21 protein-coding genes are annotated in these 26,687 nt (G+C 71.5%); 16 read left to right on the top strand and 5 right to left on the bottom strand.

The window, feature by feature from the left end; all coding sequences use genetic code 11:
- Positions 1-55 precede the first annotated feature (55 nt).
- Positions 56-643 carry a TetR family transcriptional regulator gene (locus ACIQWG_RS11515; RefSeq protein WP_404093313.1) on the top strand — a complete coding sequence of 196 codons (588 nt, stop codon included), beginning with the start codon at positions 56-58 and terminating at the stop codon, positions 641-643.
- Positions 644-892: 249 nt separating this feature from the next.
- On the opposite strand, the gene ACIQWG_RS11520 is transcribed toward ACIQWG_RS11515, so the two are convergent.
- From ACIQWG_RS11520 to ACIQWG_RS11535, 4 genes are all read right to left on the bottom strand, one after another.
- Entirely contained in the window at positions 893-1,150 is a 258-nt protein-coding gene (locus tag ACIQWG_RS11520; protein ID WP_404093314.1) for a hypothetical protein, read from the bottom strand.
- 83 nt (positions 1,151-1,233) lie between these two features.
- Complete coding sequence (malQ, locus tag ACIQWG_RS11525) at positions 1,234-3,360, bottom strand: 4-alpha-glucanotransferase (RefSeq protein WP_404093317.1); 2,127 nt, start codon at positions 3,358-3,360, stop codon at positions 1,234-1,236.
- On the bottom strand, positions 3,361-3,561 hold the full coding sequence (locus ACIQWG_RS11530) for a hypothetical protein (protein ID WP_404093580.1): 201 nt from the start codon (positions 3,559-3,561) through the stop codon (positions 3,361-3,363).
- A 523-nt stretch (positions 3,562-4,084) separates the two neighbouring features.
- The gene (locus ACIQWG_RS11535) at positions 4,085-4,621 is read right to left on the bottom strand and encodes an HNH endonuclease (RefSeq protein ID WP_121888680.1); all 537 of its coding nucleotides are present in this window, start codon (positions 4,619-4,621) and stop codon (positions 4,085-4,087) included.
- A 327-nt stretch (positions 4,622-4,948) separates the two neighbouring features.
- On the opposite strand from ACIQWG_RS11535, the gene ACIQWG_RS11540 reads away from it, so the two are divergent.
- From ACIQWG_RS11540 to ACIQWG_RS11610, 15 genes are all read left to right on the top strand, one after another.
- A complete protein-coding gene (locus tag ACIQWG_RS11540; RefSeq protein WP_404093319.1) occupies positions 4,949-6,043 on the top strand; it encodes a mechanosensitive ion channel family protein in 1,095 nt (364 codons plus the stop codon).
- Between the two features lie 196 nt (positions 6,044-6,239).
- The gene (locus ACIQWG_RS11545) at positions 6,240-7,493 is read left to right on the top strand and encodes an MFS transporter (protein WP_404093321.1); all 1,254 of its coding nucleotides are present in this window, start codon (positions 6,240-6,242) and stop codon (positions 7,491-7,493) included.
- 159 nt (positions 7,494-7,652) lie between these two features.
- Complete coding sequence (locus tag ACIQWG_RS11550) at positions 7,653-8,864, top strand: ROK family protein (RefSeq protein ID WP_404093323.1); 1,212 nt, start codon at positions 7,653-7,655, stop codon at positions 8,862-8,864.
- 102 nt (positions 8,865-8,966) lie between these two features.
- Positions 8,967-10,328 (top strand): ABC transporter substrate-binding protein, encoded by a 1,362-nt coding sequence (locus ACIQWG_RS11555; RefSeq protein WP_404093325.1) that lies wholly within the window; start codon positions 8,967-8,969, stop codon positions 10,326-10,328.
- Between the two features lie 8 nt (positions 10,329-10,336).
- Positions 10,337-11,278 (top strand): carbohydrate ABC transporter permease, encoded by a 942-nt coding sequence (locus ACIQWG_RS11560; protein ID WP_404093327.1) that lies wholly within the window; start codon positions 10,337-10,339, stop codon positions 11,276-11,278.
- Positions 11,279-11,280: 2 nt separating this feature from the next.
- On the top strand, positions 11,281-12,171 hold the full coding sequence (locus tag ACIQWG_RS11565) for a carbohydrate ABC transporter permease (protein WP_404093329.1): 891 nt from the start codon (positions 11,281-11,283) through the stop codon (positions 12,169-12,171).
- A 7-nt stretch (positions 12,172-12,178) separates the two neighbouring features.
- The gene (locus ACIQWG_RS11570) at positions 12,179-13,444 is read left to right on the top strand and encodes a 6-phospho-beta-glucosidase (RefSeq protein ID WP_404093332.1); all 1,266 of its coding nucleotides are present in this window, start codon (positions 12,179-12,181) and stop codon (positions 13,442-13,444) included.
- On the top strand, positions 13,435-14,406 hold the full coding sequence (locus ACIQWG_RS11575; RefSeq protein ID WP_404093335.1) for an N-acetylglucosamine kinase: 972 nt from the start codon (positions 13,435-13,437) through the stop codon (positions 14,404-14,406). The genes ACIQWG_RS11570 and ACIQWG_RS11575 overlap by 10 nt, the downstream gene beginning before the upstream one ends.
- Before the next feature lie 210 nt (positions 14,407-14,616).
- On the top strand, positions 14,617-16,071 hold the full coding sequence (locus tag ACIQWG_RS11580; protein WP_404093337.1) for a hypothetical protein: 1,455 nt from the start codon (positions 14,617-14,619) through the stop codon (positions 16,069-16,071).
- A gap of 14 nt (positions 16,072-16,085) precedes the next feature.
- Positions 16,086-17,159, top strand: a complete 1,074-nt coding sequence (locus ACIQWG_RS11585; RefSeq protein WP_404093339.1) for a glutamate ABC transporter substrate-binding protein — start codon at positions 16,086-16,088, stop codon at positions 17,157-17,159.
- Between the two features lie 75 nt (positions 17,160-17,234).
- On the top strand, positions 17,235-18,566 hold the full coding sequence (locus ACIQWG_RS11590; RefSeq protein WP_404093341.1) for a hypothetical protein: 1,332 nt from the start codon (positions 17,235-17,237) through the stop codon (positions 18,564-18,566).
- Between the two features lie 22 nt (positions 18,567-18,588).
- Positions 18,589-21,099: a tetratricopeptide repeat protein gene (locus ACIQWG_RS11595; RefSeq protein ID WP_404093343.1), complete on the top strand. Its 2,511-nt coding sequence runs from the start codon at positions 18,589-18,591 to the stop codon at positions 21,097-21,099.
- The gene (locus ACIQWG_RS11600; protein ID WP_404093346.1) at positions 21,100-22,479 is read left to right on the top strand and encodes a PP2C family serine/threonine-protein phosphatase; all 1,380 of its coding nucleotides are present in this window, start codon (positions 21,100-21,102) and stop codon (positions 22,477-22,479) included.
- 104 nt (positions 22,480-22,583) lie between these two features.
- The gene (locus ACIQWG_RS11605) at positions 22,584-23,930 is read left to right on the top strand and encodes a VWA domain-containing protein (protein WP_404093347.1); all 1,347 of its coding nucleotides are present in this window, start codon (positions 22,584-22,586) and stop codon (positions 23,928-23,930) included.
- 103 nt (positions 23,931-24,033) lie between these two features.
- On the top strand, positions 24,034-25,485 hold the full coding sequence (locus tag ACIQWG_RS11610; RefSeq protein WP_404093349.1) for an FHA domain-containing protein: 1,452 nt from the start codon (positions 24,034-24,036) through the stop codon (positions 25,483-25,485).
- A gap of 87 nt (positions 25,486-25,572) precedes the next feature.
- On the opposite strand, the gene ACIQWG_RS11615 is transcribed toward ACIQWG_RS11610, so the two are convergent.
- The gene (locus ACIQWG_RS11615; RefSeq protein ID WP_404093350.1) at positions 25,573-26,559 is read right to left on the bottom strand and encodes a methyltransferase domain-containing protein; all 987 of its coding nucleotides are present in this window, start codon (positions 26,557-26,559) and stop codon (positions 25,573-25,575) included.
- Between the last annotated feature and the right edge of the window lie 128 nt (positions 26,560-26,687).

Genomic DNA, 26,687 nt, shown 5'->3' on the forward strand with positions numbered 1-26,687 from the left:
TACATTCGTTGGCCTACGATTGTTGGCCCACGTTTGTTGACCTAAAGTGGTCGGCATGGACCAGAGCCGCCCCGAGCGCCCCACCCCCTCCCGCCGCTCCGACGCCACGCGCACGGCGATCCTCGACGCGGCGCGCGAGCGCTTCGCCGCCGACGGGTACGAGCGGGCCACCATCCGCGCCATCGCCAAGCACGCGAACATCGATCCGTCGATGGTGATGCGCTACTACGGCAACAAGGAGGGCCTGTTCGCGGCGGCCGTCGCCATCGATCTGAAGCTGCCCGCCCCGGCGTCGCTGCCCCGGGAGGAGGCCGGCCGGGCGCTCGTGACGCACTTCCTGGACATGTGGGAGGAGAACGAGGTGCTCACGGCCCTGCTCCGGGTCGGCGCGACCAACCAGGCCGGGGCCGAACGCATGCGGGGCATCTTCGCGGACCAGCTGATGCCGCTCGCCCTCCGGGTGTGCCCCGACCCCGAGCAGGCCCCGGCACGGGCCGCGCTGGCGTCCTCCCAGTTGCTCGGGCTGGCGCTCACGCGCTACGTCCTGCGGTTCCCGCCCACGGTGGCGCTGGCGCGGGAGGAGATCGTGGCGTGGATGGCGCCCACGTTGCAGCGCTACCTCACGGCGCCGCACCCGGCGTGAGCGGCCCGGCCCCGGGAACACACCGAGGGCGCCGGCCTCGGCGTACGTACGCGTCACGCGCGTGGGTACGCCGAGGCCGGCGCCCTCGGTACAAGCGGGGACCGGAGTCGGGATCGGGCGCGAACGCCCTGATCAGACCTGTCCTTCGACCTTGTCGGGCCGTCGAACGGTCAGGCTGCCGACCGGCCGGACTGTCAATCGGTCGGACGGTCGACAGGTTGGACTGTCGACAGGTTGGACTTCGACCGGTCAGGCCTTCGCCTTGGCCTTGGCCTTCGGCTGACGGTCCGTGGAGCGGTCGAGGACCATCACGAGGCCGCAGATGACCGCGAAGATCGCGATCGGGGCAAAGACGAACTGGGCCAGCGTCTCGATGACGCTCAGGCCCTGACCGGGGTCGTCGCCGTCGTCACGCGTGAGCGCGAGCGCGGGGGACGACATCAGCAGCATCATCAGCGTCGTACCGGAGGCCAGGGCGCCGGCGCGCAGGGCGTTCTTCTTGTCCACGGGGCCAAAAGTACCGAACGCCGCCAGGGGCCGCGCGTCCGGGGTGTCGTAAGGAGCCGCCCGGCCCGGCCACACCGGCCCGGCTACTCGTGCCGTTCTCCCCGCAGCACCTCCGCCAACGCCCACACCCGGGCCGACCCCGCCAGCTCCTCCAGCGTCACCGGCCTCCCCTCCGCGTCGGCGATCGGCAGCCGCCAGTTCGGGTACTGGTCCCACGTCCCCGGCAGGTTCTGCGGTCGCCGGTCACCCACGCCGTCCGGGAGCCAGACGCCGACCATCCGGGCCGGGGTGCGCAGCAGGAAGCGGTGGACGGCCTGGATCTCGGCCTCCTCCTCCGAGTCGCAACGCCCGCCGTGGGTGCCCCGCAGCAGCCCCAGCCGGGACAGCAGCGCCAGCCACTCGCCCGTGTCCGCCGACGCCTCCGCCCGCTCCTGTTCCAGTGGACGGGTCAACAGGCCGAGGCTGTCGCGGAGTTCGACGTGCTCGCCGGTGAGGCGGGCCGCCGTGGACGGCAGGTCGTGGGTGGTGGCGGTGGCGAGGCAGTCGGCGCGCCAGGACTCCGGTGGCAGCGGACGGCCGTCGCCGTCCCAGTCCCGCTCGAACCACAGCACGGAGGTGCCGAGCACGCCCCGCGCGCGCAGTCGCTCCCGCACGCCCGGCTCCACCGTGCCGAGATCCTCCCCGATCACCACCGCCCCGGCCCGGGCCGCCTCCAGCACCAGGACGGCGAGCATGGCCTCGGCGTCGTAACGGACGTACGTCCCCTCGGTCGGCGGCTGTCCCTGCGGCACCCACCACAGCCGGAACAGCCCCATGACGTGGTCGATGCGCAGGGCGCCGGCGTACCGGAAGAGCGCGCGCAGCAACCTGCGGTACGGCTCGTACCCGGACTCGGCCAGCCGATCCGGGCGCCACGGCGGCAGCCCCCAGTCCTGGCCGCGCGCGTTGAAGGCGTCCGGCGGTGCGCCCACCGACATCCCGGCGGCGAAGTACTCCTGCTGCGCCCAGGCGTCGGCGCCCCCGGGGTGCACGCCGACCGCGAGGTCGTGCACGATCCCGACCGGCATGCCCGCCTCCCGGGCGGCCCGCTGGGCGGCGGTGAGCTGGGTGTCGGTGAGCCAGGCGAGACGGCAGTGGAAGTCGACCCGGTCCATCAACTCGCGTCGTGCGCGGTCGGTTTCGGGCGACCGGGGGTCCCGTAGCCCGGCCGGCCAGCGCTGCCAGTCCGAGCCGTGCGCCTCGGCGAGCGCGCACCAGGTGGCGTGGTCCTCCAGCGCCTGACCCTCCCGCGCGAGGAAGTCCACGTACGCGGCCCGCCGCCCCGGCCCGAGCGGTACCTCCCGGACCAGTTCGAGCGCCTCGCGCTTGGCCTCCCACACGGCGTCCCGGTCGATCAACTCGCTCTTCTCCAGCACCGCTTCCCGCAGCCGCCCGGCCCGCTCCAGCAGTCGCCGCACCCGCTCGCGGTCCTCGACGTACGCGAATTCGGGCACGTCCTCGATCCGCAGGTGCACCGGGTCGGGGAAGCGGCGGGAGGACGGACGGTAGGGGGACGGATCGGTCGGGGCTCCCGGTACGGCCGCGTGCAGCGGGTTGACCTGGACGAATCCGGCGCCGAGCGCCCGGCCGGCCCAGGCGGCGAGTTCGGCGAGGTCACCGAGGTCGCCCATGCCCCAGGAGCGGCGGGACAGCAGCGAGTAGAGCTGGACGAGCAGGCCGTAGGAGCGGCCGGAGGGGGTGGGCAGCCGGGGCGGGGCGACGACGAGGTGGCTGGTCGCCGTACGGCCGCCGGGGGTGGTCACCGTCAACCGGTGGACGCCCGGCGGCAGTTGGCCGACGTCGGTGCGGGTCTCGCCCTGCTCGGTCTCGATGCGCAGCCGGGTGCCGGTCGGCAGTGCGGCCAGCGCTTCCGGCTCGGCCCCGCTCCAGCACACCACGGTCGGCGGCAGCAGCCGCTCCCGCAACTCCCGCTCCCGCGCGGCCAGCGCGGCGGCGACGGCAGCGGGTGTGCTCGTGTCGACGCCGAGGGCGGCCAGGGCGAGGGTGAGCGCGGTCGCGGAGGACGGGACCGTGCGGTCGGCGGACGGCTGGTAGGAGGTGGCTACGCCGTGCAACTCGGCGAGCCGGGACAGATCGTCGGGAGGGAGGCCTTCGGGGCCCTCGTCCTCCGGATCCTCGGCAGGGGCTTCGGCCGACCGCTGTCCTGTCATCTACGGCCTCAGGTGGTGGTCCAGGTCCATGTCCATACCGGTGTCCATACCCAGGTCCCAGGTCGCCGCCTCACTCGTCAGCGGCGCGGCGTCGGCGAGCGGCGGCTCACTGGTGAGCGGTTCGGCGTCGGGGAGGGGAGGTTCGCTGGTGAGGGGGATCTCGACACAGGCGCCCTCGGCGCTGAAGACACAGGCGTGCATCTCCGGCTCGATGGGCGCCTCAGGTTTGGAAAGGGCCGATGCTGTGGGCACGGGGGCCTCCTCTTCGAGTACGGCATCACGGCTTAACGCAGCCCTACCCAGCGAATGCGTCGGCAGACGTACGGAGTCGAAGAACGTGCGGGTCATCACATTCCGTTCCGTAACTTTTCCGTCGCCGGGCGCTCACCGGGACCGAATCACCGGCGACTGTTCGCTCCTACGGGCAGGTCTGCACGACCACGGCGGGCCGGGGCGGACCCTGTGCCGCGCGACGGACGACGCGCGTCGCGAACTGACCCGGTGGACCGGGGGAGATCACGCCGCCCGCGCCCGACCACGGCGGTCCGGCTCCCCGACCTGACCGCGGAGGTCGACCCGGCATGAGCATGCCGATCGCGCGACCCGGCATCAGTATCTCCACCCTGCCCGGCCGCCCGGGCAGCCGTCCGGCCCCAAGGGCACGGGGGACCCTCGGGGCCGGGTGGCACACGCGCCGTGCGCCGGGTATGCGAAAGCCCGGACCTCAGGCGGAAATGCCGTCGATCCGGGCCAAGGCGTCGTCCGCGCCGTATGGCTGCAAGTACGGCAGCCAGCGCGGGTCCCTATGCCCGGTGCCGATGATGCGCCAGGCGAGGCCGGTGGGTGGAGCGGGTTTGTGGCGCAGCCGCCAGCCGATCTCTACGAGGTGACGGTCGGCTTTCACGTGGTTGCAGCGGCGACAGGACGCCACCACGTTGTCCCAGACGTGCTTGCCCCCGCGGCTGCGCGGAATGACATGGTCGACGCTGGTTGCGACGCCACCGCAGTACATGCACCGGCCCCCGTCCCGTGCGAAGAGCGCACGACGGGTAAGAGGAACGGGCCCCCGATAGGGAACCCGGACGAATCGCTTGAGCCGGACCACGCTGGGTGCGGGGACTGTGACGGTTGCGCTGTGCATGAAGGCGCCGGACTCCTCGAGGCATACGGCCTTGTTCTCGAGGACGAGGACGAGCGCGCGGCGGAGCGGTACGACGCCGAGCGGCTCGTACGACGCGTTGAGGACCAGGACATGCGGCACGGATGCCTCCTTGGGCGTCGGCGGCGCGTGGCTCGCGCCGGGACGATCTGTAGTCAGTCTCCCCTCATGCCTGGTGAAAGCGCCACCATGTCCCGGTAACGGGCTGAGAGTGTTTTCGACCACATCTGATTCATCCCCTGAGCGATGAACGGTTCATCCCACCAGTTCATCCCCAGGTGGGCACGTTTCCTCCCTCGAACATGGCGACGATCCACACACGATGCCCCGATAGTGTGGTGGGCCTGCCCCGCCGGTGACCTTTTCGTGACCTTGATCGACCTTGACCGCCGACCGGTGGGGCGGGCCGCTGCACTGGAGGTACCTGCCGTGACCCTGTCCGCCGTCCTACTGGCCGCCGGCTCCTCGCCGACCCCGACGCCCTCGGAGACGACGACTCCGGCGGTCCCCTCGATCCGGGACGCCCACGAGAGCGCGACACAGGCCGCCAGCTGGGTCGAGCAGAACTGGTCGACCTGGCTCGCGATCGGCCTCAGGGTGCTGCTGATCCTGGTGATAGCGGCGGTGCTGAGAGTGGCCGTGCGCCGCGCCATCACCAAGCTCATAGACCGGATGAACCGCACCGCCCAGGCGGTGGACGGCACGGCTCTGGGCGGCCTGCTGGTCAATGTCGAGCGCCGCCGCCAGCGCTCGCAGGCGATCGGCTCGGTGCTGCGCTCGGTGGCCAGCTTCGTGATCATGGGCACCGCCGCCCTGATGGTCCTGTCCACCTTCGAGATCAATCTGGCCCCGCTGCTGGCGTCCGCCGGTGTCGCGGGAGTGGCGATCGGTTTCGGCGCCCGCAACCTGGTCACCGACTTCCTCTCCGGCGTCTTCATGATCCTGGAGGACCAGTACGGCGTCGGCGACTCGATCGACGCGGGTGTGGCCTCCGGCGAGGTCATCGAGGTCGGCCTGCGCGTGACCAAGCTGCGCGGTGACAACGGCGAGATCTGGTACGTCCGCAACGGCGAGGTCAAGCGCATCGGCAACCTCTCCCAGGGCTGGTCGACGGCCGGCGTGGACGTCACCGTCCGTTCCTCGGAGGACCTGGACAAGGTCCGGGCGGCCATCGGCGAGGTCGGCGAGAAGATGAGCAAGGAAGAGCCCTGGAACGAGCTCCTGTGGGGCCCGATCGAGGTGCTCGGCCTGGACAGCGTCCTGCTGGACTCGATGGTCGTGCGCGTCTCGGCGAAGACCATGCCGGGCAAGGCCCTCACGGTGGAACGCGAACTGCGCTGGCGCATCAAGCGCGCCTTCGACGCCGCGGACATCCCGATCGTGGGCCGCGCCCCGCTGCTGATCGACGAGGCGCCCACGGCCGACCCGACCGCGGGCATGGCCGCTCCCTCGGCCTACGCCAGCGCCACCTCGCCCCAGTCCCAGGCGGCCACGCCGCTCGCGCCGCCGAGCGTCACGAAGTAGCCGGCTCTCCGGCTCTCCGTCGGTCCGTCGTCCCTCGGCGTCCCGTGGCGCACAACCAGGGGTTGTGGCAGTACGCCTCGTCGGTTGTTTGATCGGCGGGTTCCGGCTGGCTTGGATGCTCAGGTCGGCGTGAGGCGGTCGCGCGTGGGCGGAGCGGGGCCGGGCGGTACGGAGCAGAGGCGGGGCGAGCGGAGTCGTGACGGGGGCGGGCGAGCGGCCGTTGGGGCGGCGGTTCGGGTTGCTGTGGGCGGCGTACGCGGTCAGCGCCTTCGGCACCTGGCTCGCCTTCGACGCATTCTCGTTGATCGCGGTCGTCGTACTGCACGCCGGGGCGACCGAGGTGGCACTGCTGTCGGCCTCGGGGCTCGCGGTGGGGGCCGCACTGGCGCTGCCGCTCGGGGCGTGGGTGGAGTTCCGGCCGAAGCGGCCGGTGCTGGTCGCGGCGGACCTGGTCCGGTGCGCGGCGCTGCTGACCGTCCCCGTCGCTTTCGCACTGGACGGGCTCGGCCTCGGTCAGCTGATGCTGGTGTCGGTGGTGGTGGCCGCCGCGGACATCACGTTCAACGCGGCGACCGGGGCCTACCTGAAGTCCCTGCTGCCGCCGGAGGACCTGCTGGTGGCTAATGGCCGCTTCGAGGCCACGATGTGGACGGCCACAGCGATCGGACCACCCCTCGGCGGGGCGGCGGTCGCGGTGTTCGGCCCGATGGCGACGGTGCTGGTGAACGCGGTCAGCTTCCTTCTCTCCGCACTCGGCATCCGCGCGATCGACGGTAAGGAAACCCAACAGAGCCTCCCCGCCGGGGCGGGCGACCTCCGGGCGGGCGGCCTCAGGTCCGGCGACCTCCGTGCCGGCTGGCGGCACATCCTCACCCACCCGACCCTGCGCCCACTCTTCCTCAACACGGCCCTGGTCAACTCCCTGATCATGGCGCAGGCGCCCCTGCTCGCCGTCCTCATGCTCGGTCGGCTCGGCTTCTCCCCTTGGCAGTACGGCCTCGCCTTCGCCGTGCCCTGTCTGGGCGGCCTGCTGGGCTCCCGTCTCTCCCGGCGTCTGACCGCCCGCCACGGCCGGCACCGGATCCTGCTGGTCGCGGGCACCCTGCGCGCCTGCTGGCCCGTCGGCCTGGCCTTCATCGGTCCGGGCACTTCCGGCCTCGTCCTCGTCATGGCCGTCGAGTTCGGCCTGATCACCTGTGCGGCCACCTTCAACCCCGCGCTCGCCACCACGCGCCTCGAGCAGACCCCGCCGGACCGGGTGACACGCACTCTCACCGCGTGGTCGATCACCACCAAGACGGCGACCGCGGCGACGACCGCGCTGTGGGGCCTGCTGTCGGCGCTGACCGGCCCGCGCGCCGCGATCGCCCTCGCCGGGATCCTGCTCCTGGCGACCCCGCTGCTGCTCCCGCGACACGAGGACACGGCGCCGCACAGCGCCTCCAGGTAACGACTGCGTTGCCTGCCGGACCACCTCTCTTGACGCCGACTTCCCGCCGGGCTTACGTTCCTCCGCAGCGAATAGGAAACTTTCCTAACAGTGACCATGGATGGACTTCCGTCGTTGATCACTGAGAAGCTGGTCAGCCGAGAGGCAGGTGTCGACCCCATGGCAGGAACCGCCGGTACGCCGGGTACCCCGCGCGTCCTGCGCGCCATGAACGACCGTGCCGCCCTGGACCTCCTGCTGGAGCACGGGCCGCTGTCCCGAACCCGGATCGGCAAGCTCACCGGCCTGTCCAAGCCGACCGCCTCCCAGTTGCTGGCCCGTCTGGAGGCCGCCGGCCTCGTCCTGGCGACCGGCACGACGGAGGGCCGCCCCGGCCCCAACGCCCAGCTGTACGAGGTCGATCCGACGGCCGCGTACGCCGCCGGGCTCGACGTCACCCCCGAACGCATCCTCGCCGCCGTCTCCGACATCACCGGCCGCACGGTCGGGTCGTACGAACTGCCCACCCCCGGCAGGCGCCCGGCCCAGCCCGTCGTCCGACAGGTCACCGACGCCCTCGACGGGGCGGTGAAGGCGGCGGGCCTGGCCCGCGACGACGTCCACCGGCTCGTCATCGGCACCCCGGGCGCCTTCGACCCCAACACGGGCCGGCTGCGCTACGCCTCCCACCTCCCCGGCTGGCACACCCCCGCGCTCCTGGAAGAACTCGCCGCGGCCCTGCCGATGCCGGTCGAGTACGAGAACGACGTCAACCTCGTGGCGGTGGCCGAGCAGCGGCTCGGCGCGGCCCGCGGCCACGAGGACTTCGTGCTGCTGTGGAACGAGGGCGGCCTGGGTGCCGCCCTGGTCCTCGGCGGCCGGCTGCACCGCGGCTGGACCGGCGGCGCGGGCGAGGTAGGTTTCCTGCCGGTTCCCGGCACGCCCCTGGTCCGGCAAGTGACCAAAGCCAACAGTGGTGGCTATCAGGAGCTGGCCGGCTCCCAGGCCATCCCCCGGCTCGCGCGCGAGATCGGTATGACCAACGTCCCGTCGACGCCGTACGCCGAGGCCGCCGCCACCCTGGTCGAACGGGCCGCCGGTGAGGACACCGTGCTGCACCGGCTGCTCCTACAGACCTACGCGACCCGGCTGGCCACCGGTCTGGCCTCCCTGGTGTCCGTCCTCGACCCCGAACTGGTCGTCCTCAGCGGCGCCTCCCTCACCAACGGCGGGGAGGTGCTGCGCGCCCTCGTCCAGTCCGAACTGGAGGAACTCGCCGCGTCCCGCCCCCGGCTCGTCGTCGGCGACGTCCGCGAACATCCCGTGTTGAGGGGCGCGTTGGAGAGTGCGCTCGCGACGACACGCGACGAGGTCTTCAACACCTCACGCTGACCGCCCGCCCCGCATCCCGACCTCCAAGACCACCTCTCACCTCTCACCTCGAACCCCCCGCCTTCCCTTCACCCACCCCGTCCCGCCCTGGGAGTCCTCGCCATGCCCGGAAAGTCCTGGAAAGTCATACCCTCAGCGTCCCGCAAGACCGCCGCCGCACTCGCCGCCTCCGCCTCCCTGGCCCTTCTCGCCACGGCCTGTACGGGCCAGGCCGAGTCCGGCGCCGACGACGACCCCAACGCGAAGACGACGATCACCTTCTGGCACGGCTGGAGCGCTCCGGCCGAGGTCAAGGCGATCCAGGAGAACGTCGACGCGTTCGAGAAGGCCCACCCGAACATCACGGTGAAGGTCGTCGGCAACATCAATGACGACAAGCTCAACCAGGCGCTGCGCGCGGGTGGTTCGAACGGCCCCGACGTGGTGTCGTCGTTCACGACCTCCAACGTCGGCAAGTTCTGCTCCTCCGGCGCCTTCCTCGACCTGAAGCCCTTCATCGAGAAGTCGAAGCTGGACCTCGACAAACTCATCCCGAAGCCGATGCTGGACTACACCCAGTTCGAGGGCACCCGCTGCGCCCTGCCGCTGCTGGGCGACGCCTACGGCCTCTACTACGACAAGGACGCCTTCGAGAAGGCGGGCATCAAGTCCCCGCCGAAGACCTGGTCGGAGTTCGCGCAGGTCGCCAAGAAGCTGACCGTCAGCAAGGGTGACAGTTACCAGCAGCTCGGCTTCATGCCCACGTACCACGGCTACGAGACGGTCGTGGACCACTACATGTCCCAGTGGGACCACGCCTACTTCGACAAGGACGGCAAGTCCAGCATCGCCAAGGATCCCGCCTTCGCCGAGATGTTCAGGTACCAGAAGAAGCTCATCGACGACCTGGGCGGCTTCCAGAAGCTGGAGAAGTACCGCAACACCTTCGGCGACGAGTGGGGCGCCAAGCACCCCTTCCAGACCGGCCAGGTGGCCATGCAGCTCGACGGCGAGTGGCGGCTGGGCATGGCGAAGGACGCCGGCGTCGACTTCGAGATCGGCACCGCTCCGATGCCCGTCGCCGACGACGAGGTCGACGAGTACGGCAAGGGCTTCCTCTCCGGCACGATCATCGGTATCGCCCCGCAGAGCGAGAAGCAGAACGCCGCGTGGGAACTGGTGAAGTACCTGACCACCGACACGCAGGCTGTCGTCTCCTTCGCCAACGCCATCCACAATGTTCCTTCCACCTTCGCCGCCCTGAAGTCGCCCGACCTGAAGGTGGAACCCGGCTTCAAGACGTTCCTGGACATCGCCCAGAACGAGCACTCCAACACCCCGCCGGCCTCGGTCAACGGCTCGACGTACCAGACGACGCTCCAGGACTTCGGCTTCCAGTACGAGTCCGGCAAGGTGAAGGACCTCAAGGCCGGCCTGGAGAAGACCGCGAAGCAGATCGACACCGACATCGAGCAGGCGAAGTAGCTCCGTCGATGTCCACGCACACTCTCCGCGCGAAGCGCCGCAGGTCGGCGCTTCGAACGGTGGCCTTCCTGTCACCGTGGCTCATCGGTTTCGGCGTCTTCTTCGCCTACCCCCTGGTGTCCACCGTGTACTTCTCCTTCATGAAGTACGACGGCTTCGGCACACCGGTCTTCCGCGGCCTGGGCAACTGGGCCTATGTCTTCAACGACTACCCGCTGTTCTGGCCGGCGCTGCGCAACACCCTCTGGCTGGTCCTGGTGATGGTGACCTGCCGGGTGGTGTTCGGCCTCGGCATCGGCCTGCTCATCACGAAGATCAAGACCGGTACCGGCGTCTTCCGCACCCTGTTCTACCTGCCGTACCTGGCCCCGCCGGTGGCCGCCACGCTGGCCTTCGTCTTCCTGCTCAACCCCGGTACGGGCCCCGTCAATTCGGTCCTGGACAGCCTGGGCCTGCCGACCCCCGGCTGGTTCACGGACCCCGCCTGGTCCAAACCGGCCCTCACCGCGCTCGCGCTGTGGGGCGTGGGTGACCTCATGGTCATCTTCATGGCGGCGCTGCTCGACGTTCCGAAGGAGCAGTACGAGGCGGCGGAGCTGGACGGTACGTCGGCCTGGCAGCGGTTCCGGTACGTCACCCTGCCGAACATCTCGCCGATCGTGATGTTCGCCGTCGTCACGGGCGTGATCCAGACGATGCAGTACTACACACAGCCCCTGGTGGCCGGGAAGGTCGCCTCCGGCATCATCGGCGGCTCCGGCCAGCAGTTCGAGCCCGGCTACCCGGACAAGTCCACGCTGACCCTTCCCCAGCTCGTGTACAACCTCGGCTTCCAGCGCTTCGACTACGGCTCGGCCTGTGTGGTCGCGCTCGTCCTGTTCGCCCTCGCCATGGCGTTCACCGCGCTGCTGATGCGCCGCCGGGGCGGACTGATCCAGGCAGGTGACTGACCATGACCCAAGTGCTGGACAAGCCGGTTCAGTTGGGAACCCCAACAGTCGCCGAGCGCACCGCCCGCCGCAAGGCGCTCCTGGAATGGATCGCGATCCACTCGCTCGGTATCGCGGCGGCGCTCTTCTTCACCCTGCCGTTCGTGTTCGTCGTCCTGACCTCGCTGATGAGCGACCAGCAGGCGCTCACCCGGGACCTGCTCCCGGACACCTGGGAATGGGGCAACTACACCAAGGTCTTCGACACCCCCGGCTTTCTGACCTGGTGGAAGAACACCCTGATCTACGCGGGCCTGGGCACCGTCCTCACGGTCGTGTCGTCCATCCCCGTGGCGTACGCGCTCGCGAAGTTCCGCTTCCGCGGCCGGAACCTGTCCCTGATGCTGGTCATCTCGATGATGATGCTGCCGCCGCAGGTCGTCATCATCCCGATGTACCTGTTCTGGGCGAAGCAGCTGGACCTCTCGGGGACCCTGTGGCCCCTGATCATCCCCATGGCCTTCGGGGACGCCTTCTCCATCTTCCTTCTGCGCCAGTTCCTCACGACCATCCCGAACGAGTATCTGGACGCGGCGAAGGTGGACGGCTGCGGCGAGCTGCGGACCCTCCTGCGCGTGGTTCTCCCCATGGCGAAGCCAGGCATAGCCGCAGTGGCCCTCTTCCAGTTCTTCTACGCCTGGAACGACTACTTCGGCCCCCAGATCTACGCGTCCGAGAACCCCGGCGCCTGGACGCTCTCCTACGGCCTGGAGTCGTTCAAGGGCGCGCACCACACCGACTGGAACCTGACGATGGCCGCGACCGTACTGGTCATGGCGCCCGTGATCGTCGTGTTCTTCTTCGCCCAGAAAGCGTTCGTAGAGGGCGTCACACTCACCGGAGTAAAGGGTTGAACCGGATATGAAACTCACCGTGGTCGGCGGAGGCTCGACCTACACCCCCGAACTCATCGACGGTTTCGCCCGCCTCCGGGACACCCTCCCCATAGAGGAACTGGTCCTGATGGACCCGGCGACGGACCGTCTGGAGCTGATCGGCGCCCTGGCCCGCCGTATCTTTGCCCGCCAGGCCCACAACGGCACGATCACCACCACCACGGACCTGGACGCGGCCGTGGACGGCGCCGACGCCGTCCTCCTCCAACTCCGCGTGGGCGGCCAGGCCGCCCGCGAACAGGACGAGACCTGGCCGCTGGAATGCGGCTGCGTCGGGCAGGAGACGACAGGCGCGGGCGGCCTGGCCAAGGCCCTGCGCACCGTGCCGATCGTGCTCGACATCGCGGACCGCGTCCGCCGCACCAACCCCACCGCCTGGATCATCGACTTCACCAACCCGGTCGGCATCGTGACCCGCGCCCTGCTCCAGGAGGGCCACAAGGCGGTCGGCCTGTGCAACGTGGCGATCGGCTTCCAGCGCAAGTTCGCGAAGATGCTCGGCGTCTCCCCTTCCGACGTGCACCTCGACCACGTGGGCCTCAACCACCTCACCTGGGAGACCGGCGTACGCCTGGGCGGCCCCGAGGGCGAGAACGTCCTGCCGAAACTCCTCGCCGGCCACGGCGACTCCATCGCGGCGGACCTGCACCTGCCCCGCGCCCTCCTGGACCGCCTCTCGGTGGTCCCGTCGTACTACCTGCGTTACTACTACGCGCACGACGAAGTGGTACGCGAGCTGCGCACCAAACTGTCCCGCGCCGCGGAAGTGGCGGAAATGGAAAGAAAGTTGCTCGCCCTCTACGCGGACCCGTCCCTCGACGAGAAGCCGGAGCTGCTCTCCAAGCGGGGCGGCGCCTACTACTCCGAGGCGGCGGTGGACCTGGCGGCGGCCCTGCTGAACGGCGCGGGCAGCCCGTACCAGGTGGTGAACACCTACAACAAGGGCACGCTCTCCTTCCTCCCCGACGACGCGGTGATCGAGGTGCAGGCGGCGGTGGGCCGGCACGGCCCGGTCCCGCTGCCGGTCCCCACCACGGACCCGCTGTACGCCGGCCTGATGGCCCAGGTGACGGCCTACGAGGACCTGGCCCTGGACGCGGCCCTGCGCGGCGGCCGTGACCGAGTCTTCAGAACTCTGCTCTCCCACCCCCTCATCGGCCAGTACGAGTACGCCGAGCAGCTGACCAACCGACTGATCGCACACAACCGGGAGCATCTCGCGTGGGCCTGACCGCACGTGTCCTCGCCGTAGACGCGGGCAACAGCAAGACGGACGTGGCGGTGGTGGCGGCCGACGGAACCGTCCTCGCCACGGCCCGCGGCGGAGGGTTCCGGCCGCCGGCGGTGGGCGTGGATCAGGCGATGGACACACTCGCCGAGGCCGTGGAGCAGGCCTTCACGGCGGCGGGGGTGACATCGGCCGACCACGTCTCGGCATGTCTGGCGAACGCCGACTTCCCGGTGGAGGAGGAGACCCTGGCGGCCGCGTTGCGCGCACGCGCGTGGGGCTCGGCCGTCGAGGTCCGCAACGACACCTTCGCGATCCTGCGGGCGGGCGTGACCGAGCCCCGCGGGGTGGCGGTCGTGTGCGGCGCCGGCATCAACTGCGTGGGCATGCGCCCCGACGGCCGTACCGCCCGCTTTCCGGCGCTGGGGCGTATCTCCGGCGACTGGGGCGGTGGTTGGGGCGTGGCGGAGGAGGCGATGTGGCACGCGGCCCGGGCGGAGGACGGCCGCGGCGCACCCACTGCCCTGTCCCGGGCCCTCCCCGCCCACTTCGGCCTCCCCACCATGTACGCGCTGATCGAGGCCCTCCACCTGGGGCACATCGCGGAGATCCGCCGCCATGAGCTGACGCCGGTCCTGTTCGCCGTCGCGGCCGCCGGCGACACGATCGCGCGTTCGGTCGTGGACCGCCTGGCGGACGAGGTGGTCACGATGGCGACGGTCGCCCTGACCCGCCTGGAACTGCTGGAGGAGGAGACACCGGTCCTGCTGGGCGGCGGCGTACTGGCGGCGCGCCACCCTCAACTGATCGACGCCATCGACGACCTGCTCACGTCGCGCGCCCCCAAGGCGGTGGCGAGCGTGGTGACGGCGAGTCCGGTGCTCGGGGCGGCGCTGCTGGGCCTGGACGCGGTGGGGGCGCCCCCGGATGCCCACACCCGCCTCCGTCGGCACTTCGCTCCCTGAAGGGAGGTGGCGCACCCCCGCCACCCCGCACAGGGAACCGAACCGATTCCCCCGGCGTATTCATGGGCAGGGGGTGGTGCGAGGCGCATTCCGATGCGCCTCAGACCGGCTTCCGCGCTGCGATCCGATCAAGATCCAGCCAAGGCCGGTGCGGATGTCAGTCCCGGCAGCGATACTTGCCGCGACGGATGACCACGGGGGAGGTCAACAGTGACGCAGACACCGAAGAGCAGCACGGCACCACCACCGGACGCCGGCTCGCCCACGATGCCGTCCGTACCGCCCCAGCCTCCCCACCCCGGTCGAACTCCCGCGACTCCGCCCGCTCGCACCCTTGCCCCACCCCGCCGCACCGCGTTCGCCGAGGGCCTCGACGAACTCCGTGCAGCCGCCACCACCGAACCCGGCCGGCTGCGGATCATCGGGGCCCTGCTCGCCCTCCTTGTCGTCGCCTTCGGCGCCATCGCCGCCTGGCAGATGACGGAGCGAGCGACCGCAGCCGACGACGTCCTGCACCGCAGCCAGCCCCTCACCTCCGACGCGGCCGACATCTACCGCTCCCTGGCGGACGCCAACACCGCCGCGGCCAGCGGCTATCTGGCCGGTTTGCAGGAGAAGCCCGCCATGCGCGAGGGCTACGAGACGGACATCCGCACGGCCGCCGCCAAACTCGTCACCGCCGCGGCGAATTCCGAACCGGGCTCCACCTCGGCGAACACGATCACCGAACTCAGCAGACTCCTCCCGGAGTACAAGGGCCTGGTGGAAACGGCGAGGGCCAACAACCGCCAGGGCTACCCCGTGGGCGGCGCCTACCTGCGCGCGGCGAACGAGATGATGCAGCAGAAGATGCTGCCGGCCGCCCAGAAGCTGCACCAGACGGAGAACCAGCGCCTGCGCGACGACTACGCGGACGCGAAGTCGTTCCCGTGGGCCGCCGCGGGCCTCGGCGTCCTCGCCCTGGCCGGACTGGTCTGGGCCCAGCGCCGCAACTACCGGCGGACGAACAGGGTCCTGAACCACGGCCTGGTCACCGCGACGGCCGCCTCCACGGTGGTCCTGCTCTGGCTGACCGTGGGCCACACCATCGCCCGCTCCGGTCTGAACGACTCCTACGAGCACGGCGTCCGCTCCCTGAACGTCCTGCACGAGGCCCGCATCGCCTCCCTGACCGCCCGCAGCGACGAGAACCTCACCCTGGTCCGCAGGGGCGCGGACACCAGGTCGCTGCCCGACGGCACGGTCGTGGACGCGTACGAGTGGGGCTACGACAAGGAGATCGACGAACTCGGCGAGGCGCTCCTGCGGGCCGAGGGTCTCGCCGACGACACGGCGGGGAAGAAGCCGGTGCAGGACGCGAACGGCTTCATGAAGGTCTGGAAGGACCGCCACGGCGCAGCCCGTGACGACAACGAGTCGGGCAACTACCAAGCCGCCCGCGACCGCGTCATCGGCGCCGCGAAGGAGCCGACGAGCGTGTGCTTCGACAATGTCGACAAGGCCCTGGCCACGGCACTCACACACGAGCAGAACGAGTTCAGGCAGGCCGCGGACGACGGCCGTGACTCGCTGACCGGCCTCCCGACCGGCGCCGCGGTGCTCGCGGTCCTGGGCGCGGTCGGCGCGGTCCTCGGCATCGGCCGCAGGCTGTCGGAGTACAGGTGAGAGGGGGCACGACGATGAACGCACACGGCACGACGCCGAACACCAGCGGCACGGCCACCCCTTGGCGGCGCCTGCGGGCCGGTCTGCGCGGCTGGGGCGGCGTCGGCGCGATGGCCGCGGTCTGCGCCCTGACCCTGGCCTTCGCCCTGCTGCTCCCCCTGTCCCAACAACGCGGCGGCGACGCCACGACCCCCACGGCCCACGAGGTCACCCACGGCATCCAGGCCAAGGCCGAGGAGTGCGAGAACCCGCAGGACCAGAGCCTGTCCCCGTCCGGCGGCAACGACGACTCCGCCACCTTGGACGCCATCAAGGACCGCAAGGACCGCCGCCTGATCGTCGGCGTCGACACCAACAGCTACCGCTGGGGCTATCTCGACCCGAACAACCCCTCCGGTGAGCTGGAGGGCTTCGACATCGACCTGGTGCACCGGATCGCCGAGGACCTCCTCGGCGACCGCGACGCCGTGCAGTTCAAGGCGATCCCGACCAGCCGCCGTATCGAGGCGATCCAGAAGGGCGAGGTCGACATGGTGGTCCGCACCATGACGATCAACTGCGACCGTATCGAGCAAGTCGCCTTTTCCGCCCCGTACTTCGTCACCGGCCAGCAGGTCCTGGCCGCCAAGACCTCGACGATCACCGGGTTCGACAAGTCCCTGGCCGAGAAGAAGGTGTGCTCGGCGGAGGGCTCCACCGCCCACGACCGTCTGGAGGAGGGCAGGAAGTCCGGCGACCTCCCCACCTCCGCCGACATCGGCACCACCGTCCCCAACCAGCTCGACTGTCTGGTGAAGTTGCAGCTCGGCGACGTCGACGCGGTCGTCACCGACGGCGCGCTCGCCGCCAGCCAGGCAGCCCAGGACCCCACGGTCGAACTGAAGGGCGGCCTGTTCACGGACGAGTACTACGGCGTGGCGATGAAGTCGGGCTCCGACGATCTGGTACGCCAGGTCAACCGGACTCTGGAGAACTACGTCAAGGACGGCGGCTGGAAGGCGTCGTACGAGAAGTGGCTGCACCCGACCATGGACCAGGGCGACAAGAAGTCGGCGTCGGCGACCCCTCCCGAAGCCAAGTACAAGTGACGGACCATCGACTGACGGGCGTTACGACAGCGCAGGACAGACCACAACGGACCACTACGCAGCGAGAGGTGATCGATGGGCGTCACGGACCCCGCCGGGCCGGTGATGGACCGGGACGAGGTGGACCGTGCGCTGGCGCGGCTCGGCGCGGAGCACGAGGCGATCGAGACCTCGCTGCTCGCCCTCCAGGACCACGCGGGCCGCAGACTTCTCGAAGGCGCCGAGCTCACGGGTGTCACCAAGGAGCGCTGGACGGCGGCGGAAGCGTCGATCACGCTGCTGTGGGCGTACTTCGACGCGTACACGGACGCGTTGCGCTCCGCGCGTGAGATCCGCTCCCGCCGCCGCTGGTCCAGCCGTGACGACCTGGTGGAGCTGACGGAGCTGTTGCGCGGCGAGTCCGTGACGGTGGCCGGAAGTGCCGCGTCGGCCGCCAACGCCCCGACGCTGCACGGCGGCTCGGGCAAGCTGAGCGAGCAGTTCTCGCTGGTCACCCTGGTGGACCGGATGAACGAGCTGTACGCGACGAGCCTGGACATGGTGGTCGCCTCGGACGCGGTCTGGTCGGCGCTGCCCGCCCGGATCGATTTACTCGCCGCGGAGCTCCAGCGCACCCGTCAGCTCGCCCACTCCGTCGGCGTACGCCCCGGCGAGCACCCGGCGGGCGACGACCTGGAGCGCATCACGCGCACGCTCACCCACCTGCGCGCCGAGGTGGTGTCCGATCCGCTGGCGTACTGGCTGCCGACGCAGGGCAGTTCGGCGCCGGGCGGCGGCCGGCCCGACACCACGGTGTACGACCGCGAGGCGCGCGCCCTGGAGGACGTACGGCGTGAGATCGACGCGGTACTGACGGTCCGGCAGGACGCCGAGCAGCGCCTGGTCAAGCTGCGGGACGTGCTCTCGCGCGCGGACCGTACGCTCGCCGAGGCCCGCACCGCGCGCGGCGAGGTGCTGGCGAAGATCGCCGCCACCGAGGTACCGGTGGTCAGCGGCCCGCCGACCGTGCTCCAGGAGCAGTTGGCGACGGCCGCCGAGTACCGCAGACACGCCCAGTGGCACCGCCTGTCCCCGCTCCTGGAGTCGCTGGAGCAGAAGGCGGAGGACGAACTGCTGCGCGCCCGCGAGTCGTTGACCGCGGTCACCGCACCGCTGGCGGTCCGCGCGGAGTTGCGCGGCCGTCTCGACGCGTACAAGGCGAAGGTCGCCCGGCACGGCCTCGCGGAGGACCCGTTCCTCATCGAGCGCTACGACGCGGCCCGCCGCATGCTGTGGAGCGCGCCCTGCGACCTGCGCGTGGCCGAACAGGCGGTGCTGCGCTACCAGCAGGCGGCGGCCGAACTGCTCGGCGGCGGCCGGGTGCCGGGGCCGCGTGGGCCCGAGGATCGCGGGGGGCCGCGAGCATGAGGGACAGGGGGGAGTCGTCGTCATGAGTCAGGCACAGCAGAGCTGTCAACGGCCGGACTGCGGCGGGACGTACGAGGACATGGGCGGCGGCGAGCTGTACTGCGACACCTGCGGTCTCGCCCCGGTCGTCTCGGCGTCCGGCATGGTCGGCTCGCCGCCCACCGGGATGACGGGCGGCGGCAAGGGATCGCGCGGCTCGGCGGGCAGCGGCAGCTCCCGCTCCACCAGCCGGGGCAGTTCCCGTACGTCGTCCCAGTCGTCGAAGTCCCGGCGCTCGGTGTCGGGACGGCTGTCGCGCTCGCTGTCGGGCCGCTCCACCGGCCGTTCGGTGTCGGTGCGCAGCTCCGGTTCGAGCGCCGGCTCCAGCGGGCGCGGCCGGCTCGGCGTCGGCCTGGTCGAGGTCCCGGACGTGCCGCGGCCCGACCCGCGCGCGATGGTGCTGGAGAACCCGGAGGTGCCCGAGCGCAAGCGGTTCTGCTCGCGTTCGGACTGCGGCGCGCCGGTCGGCCGGGCCCGCGGCGAGCGTCCGGGCCGTACCGAGGGTTTCTGCACGAAGTGCGGCCACCCGTATTCGTTCGTGCCGAAGCTGAAGTCCGGCGACATCGTGCACGGTCAGTACGAGGTCGTGGGCTGTCTGGCGCACGGCGGACTCGGCTGGATCTACCTCGCCGTGGACCGCGCGGTCTCCGACCGCTGGGTGGTGCTCAAGGGCCTGCTGGACACCGGCGACCAGGACGCGATGGCGGCGGCGATCTCCGAGCGGCGCTTCCTGGCGGAGATCGAGCACGCCAACATCGTGCGGATCTACAACTTCGTCGAGCACCTCGACCAGCGCACCGGCTCGCTCGACGGCTACATCGTCATGGAGTACGTCGGCGGCAAGTCGCTGAAGGAGATCGCGAACGCCCGCCGCACGGAGACCGGCCGGCGCGACCCGCTGCCGGTCGAGCAGGCGTGCGCGTACGGCATCGAGGCCCTGGAGGCGCTCGGCCATCTGCACAGCCGCAACCTGCTCTACTGCGACTTCAAGGTCGACAACGCCATCCAGACCGAGGACCAGCTCAAGCTGATCGACATGGGCGCGGTGCGCCGGATGGACGACGACGAGTCGGCCATCTACGGCACGGTCGGCTACCAGGCGCCGGAGGTCGCGGACACCGGCCCGTCGGTGGCCTCCGACCTCTACACGGTCGCCCGCACCCTGGCGGTGCTGACCTTCGACTTCCAGGGCTATACGAACGTCTACGTCGATTCGCTGCCCGACCCCGACAACATCGAGGTCTTCCGCCAGTACGAGTCCTTCTACCGTCTCCTGGTCCGCGCCACCGACCCCGATCCGGCCCGCCGTTTCGCCTCCGCGCAGGAGATGACGGAGCAGCTGACCGGCGTGCTGCGCGAGGTGGTGTCCCTCCAGACGGGGCGGGCGAGGCCGTCGCTGTCGACGCTGTTCGGGCCCGAAGTGCGGGTGCCGGACACGGAGTTGTTCCCGAAGCTGGACGGTGAGGTCTCGCGGCTCGGGGCGCGGGTGGCGCCGGCCCGGCAGCAGCTCACCGCCGGCGGCTCCCCCGCGCCGGCGTCCGGCGCGGGCATCGTCAAGCCCGTGGGCGCCCCCGGCGCCGCTCTGGCCCTGCCGGTCCCGCGCGTGGATCCGTCCGACCCGAACGCGGGTTTCCTCGCGGGGCTGCTGACCACCGCGACGGCGGAGCTGCTGGGCGCGCTGGCGGCGGCACCCGCGCCGTCGACCGAGACCCGGCTCCGCCAGGTGCGGGCCTGGCTGGAGAACGGCGACACCACCGCCGCGCACGAGAGGTTGCTGAAGCTGGAGGACGAGCGGCCCGACGACTGGCGGGTCGTCTGGTACCGCGGGGTGGCCGCTCTCGTCACCGGCGACCAGGAGGGCGCCGCGCTCGCCTTCGACGCGATCTACGACGCCTTCCCCGGCGAGCTCGCCCCCAAGCTGGCCCTCGGCCTGTGCGCGGAGGTGCTGGGCCAGCTGGACAACGCCGCCGAGTACTACCGCCTGGTGTGGTCGACCGACCCGAGCCATGTCAGCGCCGCCTTCGGTCTGGCCCGCGTCCAGCTGGCATCCGGTGACCGGCGCGGCGCCGTCCGGACCCTGGAGTCGGTGCCGGAGAGCTCCATCCACTACACGGCCGCGCGCGTGGCGGCCGTCCGGGCCCGGCTGCGTCAACGCACGGCGGTCGCCGGCGACGTACCGTTTCTGGACGACCTGACCGCCGCCGCGGGGCAGGTGGAGGCGTTGGAGGCGTACGGCCTGGACCCGGCGCGCCGGGAGCAGTTGTCGGCGGAAGTGCTCGGCTGCGCGCTGGACTGGATACTCTCCGGGGGCCAGGGTTCCGTCCCTCCCGCCGCCGGAGGACGGACGCTGCTCGGCAGCGGCCTGGACGAGCGGGGCCTGCGTTTCGGTCTGGAACGTTCGTACCGCATGCTGGCCCGACTGGCTCGGGGCGGCGAGGAGAGGATCGACCTGGTGGAACGTGCCAACCGTTACCGCCCCCGGACGTGGGTGTAGTTGATGTCGCAGATGCCCCAGTTGTCCGCCTGCCCGAGCTGCGAATGGCCGCTCGAGTCGGGTGACCGTTTCTGCGGTGCGTGCGGATACGACCTGTCCGCCGTGCCCGAACGGCCGGACGACCACCCGACCATCGCCATGAACGGCTCGACGCCGCCCCCCGCCCCGGGCGCGCCCGGCAGGGACTGGCCCGTCGCCGCCGCACCGGACGGCACGCCCCCGCCGCAGGCACCGTCGATCCCGGCGCCGACGGCCGGCTCCGACGTGCCGCAGGCTCCTCCGGCCCCGGGCAACCAGGGCATCCCGGCCCCGGCGGGTCCCCCCGCGACCCCTCCCGCACCGACCGGTTCGCCCGTCTCCCCTGCCTCCGGCGTACGGTTCGACCGTCCGCCGGAGCCCGAGGAGTACCCGTTGCAGGCACCCGACCCGCGCATCGCCACCGACGCGCCGACCCCGCCCGAGGGCACCAAGGTGTGCGTGGCGTGCCGGTCCGGCCGGGTGGATCACGACGGGTACTGCGAGAACTGCGGGCACGCCCAGCCACGCGAACGCGACCACATGGAGCAGGACGCCGGTCCGGTGGCCGCCGTCAGCGACCGCGGTCTGCGCCACCACCGCAACGAGGACGCGTTCGCCGTCGGCTGCACCGCGCTGCCCGACGGCCGGCCCGCGGTGCTCGCGGTCGTCTGCGACGGCGTGTCCTCGGCGACCCGCCCGGACGACGCCTCGATGGCCGCGTCCCGGGCCGCGAACGAGTCACTGCTGACCGCCCTGCCGCGCGGCACGCATCCGCAGCAGGCCATGCACGACGCGATCATCGCCGCCTCGAACGCGGTCAACGCGCTCGCCGCCGAGCCGGCCACGGCCCGCGAGCAGGCCCCGCACCAGAACGCTCCGGCGTGCACCTTCGTCGGCGCCGTGGTCACGGCCGGTCTGCTGGTCGTCGGCTGGGTCGGCGACAGCCGCGCCTACTGGGTCCCGGTGGACCGTGGCACCCCTCCGGCCCGGCTCACCGAGGACGACTCCTGGGCCGCGCAGATGGTCGCCGCGGGCCTGATGAACGAGGCCGAGGCGTACGCCGACGAGCGCGCCCACGCGATCACGGGCTGGCTCGGCGCGGACGCCTACGAACTGGAGCCGCACACCGCTTCCTTCAAGCCGGACCGTCCCGGTGTGGTGGTGGTGTGCACGGACGGGCTGTGGAACTACGCGGAGGCGGCGGAGGACATGGCCGACGTCGTGCCCCTCGATGCCGCCGCGCGCCCCCTGCACAGCGCCCAGGTGCTCGTCGGACACGCGCTCGACGGCGGGGGCCACGACAACGTAACAGTGGCCGTCGTGCCGTTCCCCGCGCCGCCGATGGGGGCAGGATCGGCCTGAGGCTTCCCGCGGGGACGGCGGAACGGCCTCAACGGACCGGAGGGGACCGGTCCGTCGACAGCCATGACCCCGCTTGGGGGTTCTTTAGGGGGATTTGAGAACGTATGGCCAACTTCTCGAAATCAAGCGTGCCGCAGTTCTCGGTGGACGTGTACCAGAACGAGTACCTGCCGGAGGGCGGTCGCGAGGTCAACTCGATCGTCACGGTCACCTCGACCGGCGGCGGCACGGTCGGCAGCGCGGTCGCCGCGCCCCACCTCTACGCGCCGGGACAGGGCCCGTCCGCGGCCGTGGCGATCATGGTCGACTGCTCGGGCTCGATGGACTACCCGCCGACCAAGATGCGCAACGCACGCGACGCCACGGCGGCCGCGATCGACACCCTGCGCGACGGCGTGCACTTCGCCGTGATCGGCGGGACGCACGTGGCCAAGGAGGTGTATCCGGGCGGCGGCCGGCTCGCGGTGGCCGACGCCACCACCCGCGACCAGGCCAAACAGGCGCTGCGCAGGCTCAGCGCGGGCGGCGGTACGGCCATCGGCACCTGGCTGCGCCTCGCCGACCGACTGCTGTCCTCGGCGGACGTCGCCATCCGGCACGGCATCCTGCTCACCGACGGCCGCAACGAACACGAGTCGCCGCAGGACCTCAGGGCCGCGCTGGACTCCTGTGCCGGGCGATTCACCTGTGACGCGCGTGGCGTGGGCACCGACTGGGAAGTGAAAGAAGTCACAGCCATCGCCTCCGCCCTGCTCGGCAGCGCCGACATCGTCGCCGATCCGGCCGGTCTGGCCGCCGACTTCACGCGGATGATGGAGACGGCGATGGGCAAGGAGGTCGCGGACGTCGCGCTGCGGCTGTGGACGCCGGTCGGCACGACCATCAAGTTCGTCAAGCAAGTCGCGCCGACGGTCGAGGAGTTGACCGACCGGCGCACCGAGGCGGGTCCGCGCGCCGGGGACTATCCCACGGGTTCCTGGGGCGACGAGTCCCGTGACTACCACGTCTGCGTCGAGGTCCCGGCCGCGGAGATCGGCCGGGAGATGCTCGCCGCCCGGGTGTCCCTGGTCGTTCCGCAACCCGACGGCACCGCGCGGAACCTGGGCGCGCAGGGCCTCGTACGGGCCGTATGGACCGACGACATGGTCGCCTCCACGTCGATCAACCCTCAGGTCGCCCACTACACCGGCCAGGCCGAACTGGCGCAAGCCATTCAACAAGGGCTCGATCTTCGCAAAGCGGGCGATATGGATGGAGCAACGGCCAAACTGGGCCGCGCCGTTCAGCTCGCCAGCGCCTCCGGAAATGCCGATACGGCGAAACTCCTTGCGAAGGTGGTGGACGTGGTCGATGCCGCGGCGGGTACTGTGCGACTGAAGGCGAAGGTCGCGGAGGCCGACGAGATGACTCTCGAAACACGGTCGACAAAGACTGTTCGTGTAAAGAAGTGACCTAGCAGGACCCTTGCAGGACCCTGAAAAGAGCGAGCCTGACCCCTTGGGGTTGGAGAAATCCGGTCGAGAGCGACCGGAAAGGAGAGGGGGAAGCGCCGACATGCCGACCTGCCCGAACGGACACCAGTCGGGTTCCGACGACTGGTGCGAGGTCTGCGGTCACCGCATGGCCGGTGCCGTACCTCCGCCCCCTCCGCCGCCGCCCCCGCCCGGTGGTGGCTACGGCTTCCCGCCGCCCGGCGGCCCCGGTGGCCCCGGTCCCGGCGGTCCGTCCGGTGGCCCGAACATCGGTCAGCCGGGCGGCCACCGGCCCATGCCCGGCGCACCCGAGCCGGAGCTCTGCCCGCAGTGCCGCACGCCCCGTGAGGGCGGTGCGCCGTTCTGCGAGGAGTGCCGGTGGAACTTCCTGACCAACACGGCGACGTCGTACACACCCGCCGCGCCGCGCCCGCCGGCGCCGGGCGGCCCCGGCCTGCCCTCGCACTTCCAGCAGCAGTCGGGCCCTCCACCGTCGTTCGGCGGCGGTGACTCGTACGAATACCAGGGCTCGCGCCCGTCCCAGGTGAACCGCCCCGCGGAACCGATCCCGCCGTTCGGCTCGGAACCGCCCGGCATGGGAGGCCCCGGCCCCAACCAGGGTCCCGGCCCCGGTCAGGGTCCCGGCGGTCCCGGTGGCATGGGCGGTCCTGGCCCCGGTCAGGGCCCGGGTGGCCCCGGCGGCTTCGGTCCGGGTCCCGGCGGTCCGGGCGGCACCAACCCCGGTGGCCCGGGTGGGCCGAACGGTCCTGGCGGCCCCGGTCTCAACGCCCCTTCCGCTTTCGGCGGCGACCCGTCGCGTCCGGTTCCGCCGCCTCCCGGCCCGACCCCGCACGGCGGCCCCGGCGCGACCGGCGGCGCTCCGCAGGCGTTCCAGCCCGGCGGCCCCGGCCCCGCCGCCCCGCCGGCCCCGCCCGGGTTCGGTCAGGAACCGCACCGTCCGCAGCAGGGCGGCCCGTCCTTCGGCGGCGGTGACGACGACTGGGTGATCTCCCCGCCGTCGTCGGGCCCCGGTGGCCCCGGCGCCCCGGCTCAGGGCGGCTACGGCTTCCCGCCGCCCGGCCAGACGCAGGCCCCGCAGCAGCCCGGCCCCGGCTTCCCGCAGCAGCCGTTGAGCTGGATGGCGACCATCGGCCCGGACCGTGAGTACTTCATGGCGATGATGCAGCGCTCCGGCCCCGAGGCCGCGGGTCTGAACCTGCCCGCGTACTCGCCCGAGCAGCAGCGCGCGCTCACCGGCAACCAGGTCACCATCGGCCGCCGCCGGCACTCCACCGGCGACACCCCCGACATCGACCTGTCGGTGCCGCCGGAGGACCCGGGCGTCTCGCACCAGCACGCGGTCCTGGTCCAGCAGCCGGACGGCACCTGGGCGGTCGTCGACCAGAACTCGACGAACGGCACCACGGTGAACGGCTCCGAGGACCCGATCCAGCCCTTCGTCCCGGTTCCGCTCCAGGACGGCGACCGAGTGCACGTCGGGGCGTGGACGACGATCACGATCCGGCGCGGCTAGGTATTCCACCCCCGGGAGGGGGCGGTCGTACGGCGCGAGGAAGCCGTACGACCGCCCTCTCCCGGCGTTCCACGCCCCTCGCGCGTCTCAGCCGGGCAGCGGCCACGCGTAGGGGCCCTCGGGGTCGTCCAGCCACGCCCACTCGTGTGCGCCGCGCACCGTGATCCCGTACCGCTCCCGGCGCGGCTGCCCCTCGCGCTCCCACAGCGCGTACGCCTCCTGCGGGTCGAGGCTGCCCCGGGTGAGGGCGAGCAGGAAGCGGAACAGTTCGTGCTCCCTCGCGCTGCGCGGCAGTCCGCCCACCCGCGGTGGCTCCGGCTCGTACCGGCTGCCGCCGCGCAGCGGCACGAAGTAGGCGGGCGTGTGCAGAAAGCGCCCCTCGGCGTGCTCGGCGTCCCGTACCGAGAGAGCGACCAGACCGGTGCCGAGCGGTGTCAGGACGCGGGCGCCGGGCCGGCACTGAGCGAGCCAGGCACGAGGGATCGACGGCAGGGTGCAGGTCGCGATGACGCGGTCGAACGGGGCGCGCTGGGGTACGCCGCGGGCGCCGTCGCCGGTGACGACGGCGGGATGGTGGCCGGCGGCCGCCAGATGCCGTCGCGCCGACTCGGTGATCTCCGGCTCCAGGTCGACGGTGGTGACGAGATCGTCGTCGCCGAGCCGGTGGGCGAGCAGGGCGGCGTTGTAGCCCGTCCCCGCGCCGATCTCCAGCACCCGGTCGCCGTCCGCCACCTCCAGCGCGACCAGCATCATCGCCATCAGGGACGGCTGGCTGCTGGAGGAGAGCAGTTCCCCGTCCCGCAGCCGGGTGGCCAGCGGGATGTCGGCGTAGGCGCCGCGCATCCATCGCTCGCGTGCGACCGGGTCGGGGCTCTCCCCCCAGCGGCGCTCGTAGCCGCCCGCGACGCCGACGTAGTAGTAGGGCACGAACAGATGCCGGGGCACGGCGGCGAACGCCTCCCGCCACACGGGGTCGCCGGCCCATGCCCCGCTCATCTCGATCTCCCGCACCAGCGCGGCCCGCGCTGAGGCGGCGACGTCGTCAAGGTCACTGTCGAGAGCGTGTGCGCTCATACGTCCACTGTCCTGCGGGAGACGGTACGAGGCGAGCGCCCCGCCGGACGATCCGGAACGAGTCACCCCGGCCGGGGCCCCGGTCCGTCGGCGGTCCTAAGCCTGGAGACCTCGGTCGCCGCGTCTGA

Source organism: Streptomyces sp. NPDC098781 (assembly GCF_044759995.1).
Lineage (GTDB): Bacteria > Actinomycetota > Actinomycetes > Streptomycetales > Streptomycetaceae > Streptomyces.